Source organism: Bartonella sp. AP88HLJMH (assembly GCF_042195605.1).
In the GTDB taxonomy this organism is placed as follows: domain Bacteria; phylum Pseudomonadota; class Alphaproteobacteria; order Rhizobiales; family Rhizobiaceae; genus Bartonella.
Map to the genome: position 1 here is coordinate 1 of NZ_JBHIOR010000078.1, position 1,333 is coordinate 1,333.

Below are 1,333 nucleotides of genomic sequence, written 5' to 3' on the forward strand. Positions count from 1 at the left end.
ACTTTGGTAATCACATTATTAACCTGTTCAGTCAATTTATCCTGAACAGTCGTGAGAGCCGTATTAACACCCTCAAACGCATCCGCTACATTCCTGTAGCTTTGTTTATCTTCTGTGCCATCATCCCGAAAAGTTTTAACCTTAAAAGTAGGACCTTCTGAGTTTCCATTTCCAAAGTCAGCACCACCACCAAGATAATTAGCTAAATGGGTACCCAGTGTATACAGCTGTCCACCATTCACGGCTTCTTCTGAGTTTTGTGTTAAATCTCCACCTTCAAGATATTTAATTTTACCTGATCTTCTGTCTTCCCCCTCTACGTGCATAGCACTAAAGGCTTTATCAGTTTTGCTCCACAATAAGGCATCGCCTTGAAATTCTTTATTAATATCGTTTAATTTGTCATTAAAATTATTAACAACAGTATTCAGATGTTTGTTTACATTTATGAAGTTCGTATCAATTCCTGCAAAAGCAGAGCCTACATCGGGATAGTCTTTTGAAGCACCTTCTTTACCATCAGCATCGAAAGTTTTAAGCGTGAATTTTGGACCTGTCCATGCACCACTTTCATATTTAGCACCACCACCGAAATAAGATGCAACACTGCTCCCTAGGGTATGAAGCTGAGAACCACTTACAGCTTCGTCTGAATTTTCATTGATTGTCCCGCCAAGTAGACCGGAAAGTTTCCGCCCTCCATTATCCTTATTTAGAATACTGATTTCGGTACCACCAGTTCCCTTACCAATAGTGATAAGGCCCGTTCCTCCATCACGGAGACTGCGCGTCAAAGCCATCTCTGCTACTTGCTTAACAAGAATACTGTCTCTTACTTCATTAATTTCAGTATTTGTTGCCAAAAGTTGGGAACCATTGACCGCTTCGGTCGATTCTGCTGTGAGTGCGCCATTTTGAATGCCTGTTATCTTCTTACTACCAGCGTCAATACCACCCGTTGTTATTTTCGGTCCACCAGAAATCACTAAGCCCGTTGCATCTAAGGTACTGTTTCCTGCAGTTACTTTATTGACTGCAATATCCTTAGCTAGATCAAATTTTATATTATTATTATCTTTGCCTTTGCTAATTTGAAGATTTGTACTTCCAGCGGAAAAATCTACCGCGCTGTCCATGATAACGGTCTTACCATCCTTACCCCCAACAGATAGTTTCCAACCACCATTTCTTACGACACTTTCTAAGTCTTTTAACTGTACAACATTTACTGCATCGGCAGGATCACTACCAGCTGCTACACCTGTAATCTGCCGCGTCATGCCCGTACTTTTATTACCAACACTAACGGCACCCTGCGTACTTTTCCATTGCG

1 pseudogene is annotated in these 1,333 nt (G+C 41.2%); it reads right to left on the minus strand.

The features are described 5' to 3' along the window. Nucleotides 1–1,333, minus strand: a pseudogene (locus tag ACFIMA_RS09620) (hypothetical protein); the annotation flags it as partial.